The 3839-nt window shown below is 63.6% G+C and carries 4 protein-coding genes, 1 tRNA gene and 1 pseudogene; 3 read left to right on the forward strand and 3 right to left on the reverse strand.

All coding sequences use genetic code 11. From position 1 onward, the window contains the following. Positions 1-333 precede the first annotated feature (333 nt). A pseudogene (locus tag DMB66_RS65055) lies at positions 334-771 on the forward strand (integrase core domain-containing protein); the annotation flags it as partial. A gap of 55 nt (positions 772-826) precedes the next feature. Beyond that, complete coding sequence (locus DMB66_RS66415; RefSeq protein ID WP_199753281.1) at positions 827-1087, forward strand: CbrC family protein; 261 nt, start codon at positions 827-829, stop codon at positions 1085-1087. Positions 1088-1243: 156 nt separating this feature from the next. Here the strand turns inward: DMB66_RS66415 and DMB66_RS58485 are convergent, their stop codons facing one another. Next, complete coding sequence (locus DMB66_RS58485; RefSeq protein ID WP_125812556.1) at positions 1244-2032, reverse strand: hypothetical protein; 789 nt, start codon at positions 2030-2032, stop codon at positions 1244-1246. Between the two features lie 382 nt (positions 2033-2414). Between DMB66_RS58485 and DMB66_RS58490 the strand changes: the two genes are divergently transcribed. Beyond that, positions 2415-2474: transfer RNA gene (locus DMB66_RS58490), tRNA-Lys, on the forward strand. 136 nt (positions 2475-2610) lie between these two features. Here DMB66_RS58490 and DMB66_RS63305 read toward each other — a convergent pair. Continuing rightward, a complete protein-coding gene (locus tag DMB66_RS63305; protein WP_199753282.1) occupies positions 2611-2817 on the reverse strand; it encodes a transposase in 207 nt (68 codons plus the stop codon). A 702-nt stretch (positions 2818-3519) separates the two neighbouring features. Next, a partial coding sequence (locus tag DMB66_RS58500) for a DUF3052 family protein (RefSeq protein WP_125812557.1) occupies positions 3520-3839 on the reverse strand: 320 nt, incomplete at its 5' end.

Here is a 3839-nt window from a genome sequence, read left to right on the forward strand (position 1 = left end):
GCTGCGCGGATCCGGCACCACTGCCAACGCTCGCAGCAAACCGGCCTGTTCACCCTCGGTTACCGGGCGGACTGGCGTGTCGGAGGGGGTAGCAACTGCGGACAGTACCGGTATCGGGCATGCTGACATCGCGGGTGAGGTCCTCGAAGTGTCTGGAAGCGTGAGAACTCCCATGATCACCTAGGCGATCTCACCCGCCCCGGGCACCTCCACAGAGGTCAAACACCCCACGTCATCCCAGCTCAAGCCTGCAACCGCCGAACACGCAATGGCCCTGCCGTTGCTGGCGCCTGAGAATCGCCACGCCAATGCCGGCCGGCGGTCGAGCCGCACACCATCCACGCCGACCGCGGCGGCTCGATGACCTCAAAGCGGTGTCGGAAATGCTCGTCGACCTCGGCGTTCTGAGTTCACTCCCGGCCTCGAACTTCGAACGACAACCCGTATTCCGAAGCCCAGTTCAAACCATGAAATACATGCCCGACTTCCCAGACCGGCTCGACTCCCTCGCCGACGACCGCGCGTTCTGCGATGAATTCTTCACTGCCTATAACGACGAACACCGCCATTCCGGGATCGGCTGGCACACCCCGACTTCCGTGCACTACGGCACCGCCGACCAGATCCGTCGACACCGCCAGACCACCTTGGACACCGCCTACACGGCACACCCCGACCGGTTCACCCGTCGGCCGCGCGCCCCAGGTGCCCGAGAAAGCCTGGATCAACCAGCCAACAACGCCGGCCCCAAACCGTCTCAATTTGACCTGACAAATACCGCTTGGCATCACTGCTTCTGCCGCGGATGCCAAGCGACGCCCTGGACATGGCCGCTGACTTCAGTGACGCCGTTGACGTGCCGGATGACGTGCCGGCCCATGTCATCGAGGAGATCACCCGCCGTGCCCCGGGGTTCCGCGGCTGGCAACAAGAGTCATGGCTCTATCACTGCGGTGATGGCGCAGCTTTTCTCGGTCCAACTTGCGCCGCCTGGATCGGGAGGGCGAGCCGACTGCATGCCTGTTCCAGTGTCTGCACTGCGGCACTCACCTGGCGTAGTGGGACATCAACTGACGCCGCTCGATGAATCCCTGCCGCGCTCTCGCCAACCGCAGCATGTGCCCACCAGGAAGTCGACCGTTGCTGCCTGTAGCGCGCCACTCGCGACAGATGAGTTAAGCGAATGACTGGCTGGCGAACACCAATGACGACTTGGCCTGAGTCTGCTGCAAGTCAGATCGGTTTACTCGCCGGAAGGTCGCGTAGCGAGTTTGATGCGTTGCGGGAAAAAAATCAGAAGGGCGATGAAATCCACACTCAAAAGGAGTGTCAGCAATGTGTCTGACGGCTGATAGTCGACCCCCAATAGGGGGAATGCCAGGGAGCTTGCCCCGGCTGCGAATGTGGCCAGGAGAACGATTACAGCGGGCAGCATGGGGCTGACTTCCGCGCCCAGGATCGTCGGGCCGAATCTCCGCACTCGAATCGAGGCGAATGACCCGACTACGAGTACCGCGATCAAGGCGAGGCCGACGACGACTGGTGTCACAAGCGGTGGGCGATCTTCGCATCCTGGACCGCAGCGGAGGCTCACCGCAGTCATCGCCGCCATCGTGACGTAGCAGAAAACCCAGACCGGGCCACCAGCGGCCACCACGTACATGCTGATGCGACTGATGATCCTTAGCGCAGGGCGCTGGCGAAAAATGATCGCCAAGGCGTAGAACAGCAGTAGAACGGACATGCCGAACGGGAGGCCGTAGATGATTGTCGCCAGCGAGGCACTCCCTATCGAGTTCGGAGCACCCGCTAACACGGCATACGAGGCAGCGCAGAGTATGAGTGCAGCAACGGCGGCGGTCAGGTTGGCGATAACCACTTGATCCCCGGCATCGCGAACCTCCTTGCTTGCACGCGTTACGTACAACAGTAAAGCCGCGAATGCGATACCGGCGAGGACGCCGGCAAGCTGCGAGTAGAGGCCCGAAGTGGTGGCGCCATCGAACGACTCGGTTGCCGCGTGCCAGGTCATGGACAGCCTTTCGTTGCGCGCCTCAACGGCAATACGGTAAGCCCATCACCCAAATGGGTGAAGCGCCGGACCCTGCGCTCTTCTTGGCATGATCGAGTGCGCTAAATTTGGCAGATGAATCGTTCTGTCAGGCGAGCGCCCGGTCGACCCCGGTTGTGACCGAGGTCCGCTCGACCGCCTGATGGGTAATCTTGCCGGGGCGCCGGCCGCAGGTTGCGGCGCCAGGTGACGGCGCTGATTCCCCGTCACCTACTGCGTGATCCATGCGTGATCGACGGTCCTGGCGTGGGCCAACTCTGCCTGGCACTGGCCGACAGGAACCCGGGTCCAGCAACGCAATGAAGCAGTAGATTCCGGTACAGAACGGCATGGTTAACCACAGGGCGGCGCGGCCAGCAGTGGACTCTTAATCCGCGGGTTGTAGGTTCAAGTCCTACGCGGCGCACTTGTGATCATGGCTCTGACCATTCCTTTTACGCCTGGTCGGGGCCATCTTTTTGTCCCTTGTGGACGAATGAGTGATCCATGCGTGATCTGGAGACGCTGACACCCTGTACCGTTCGGAGACCCGGTTTCGGCTACGCAGCCTGGGAATACTCGTTGATCAACCCGTTGAGGACGCTCCTGCGGCGTACCCGCACGGTGGCCAGGTCCGTGACAAGGACGGGAGACGTCTCCCGGGCTGGTGGACGTTGCGCGCGGCCTTGATGCGGCCGGTGCTCGTTGTAGTGCCGGACGTATTCGTCGAGCGTGGCGAGCAGGTGCCGCGGGTTGTAGAACAGCATCCGTGCTGGACGCGATCCGGTAGCCCAGCCCGACCAGCTCACCCTGGATCCGTCGGCAGCCCCAGGTCGGGTTCTCCGCGGCCAGGCGTAGCACCAACGCCCGGATCTCGGCTCGTACCGCAGGCCGGCCCGGCCGGCTCGGGTAGGTCCAGCTGCGGGTGACCAGGCGGCGATGCCAGCGCAGCAACGTGGCCGGGGCGACAAAGAACGCCGCCCACCGCGGCCGCGGCAGTAGCCGGGACAACGCGGCAAGCACCGCCCGATCAGCAGGCTCAAGATCGGGACGATGGACCTGGCGGCGCAGCACCGCGACCTGATGCCGCAGCACCAGGATCTCCACCTCGTTAGCGCGATCGGCACGTAGTACCAGGATCGCCAGGTGCAGCAACTGACGCAGAACCAGATATCCGAACGACAGGATCATGACGTCAACCCGACCACGACAGCTGCAAAGGCACCGGACAAAACCGCACGTCAGACCCCCGCCGCCGGGATTTCGAACGCTACAAGCACGATGACAGCTGACCGTGCAACGTCCGCTGATCGACACGGCTATGCGCCAAGCTGGCGGCCTGCGCGAGCCACATGTTCGGTGCATCCGCTCTCTACGAGCCCACCGTCATCTCACTCCGGTCGCGAGGCGGTCCGCATCGAGGCGCGTCGTGGCGTCCGTCTGGCGTACAGGGAATCGGGCGAGACGCGTCACGTGGCTGGTATGCGATTTTCGCGGCGGATGACCAGCCGCAGGCCCGACCAGATCTCGTTGATCGCGCATACCTTGTTGTCGACCAACCCGGTCGGCAACGCGACTTCACGGACGACGTCCTCGGTGACGTCCGTGGACACCTTCGACGCTCGCTTCGGCCAGGCGACCCAGAAGCCGCCGTCCTGGGCCATGCCGCGCCTGACCTCTTCGAGGTGGGCCTGCAACTCGTGGCGTTCGGTCACGAACAGCACGATCACGTCGGTCGGCACGTCGGCAGCCAGGCCGGGCCGGATGACGACACCGTCGGGCAGGCCAT

It is taken from the genome of Actinoplanes sp. ATCC 53533 (genome assembly GCF_003947245.1).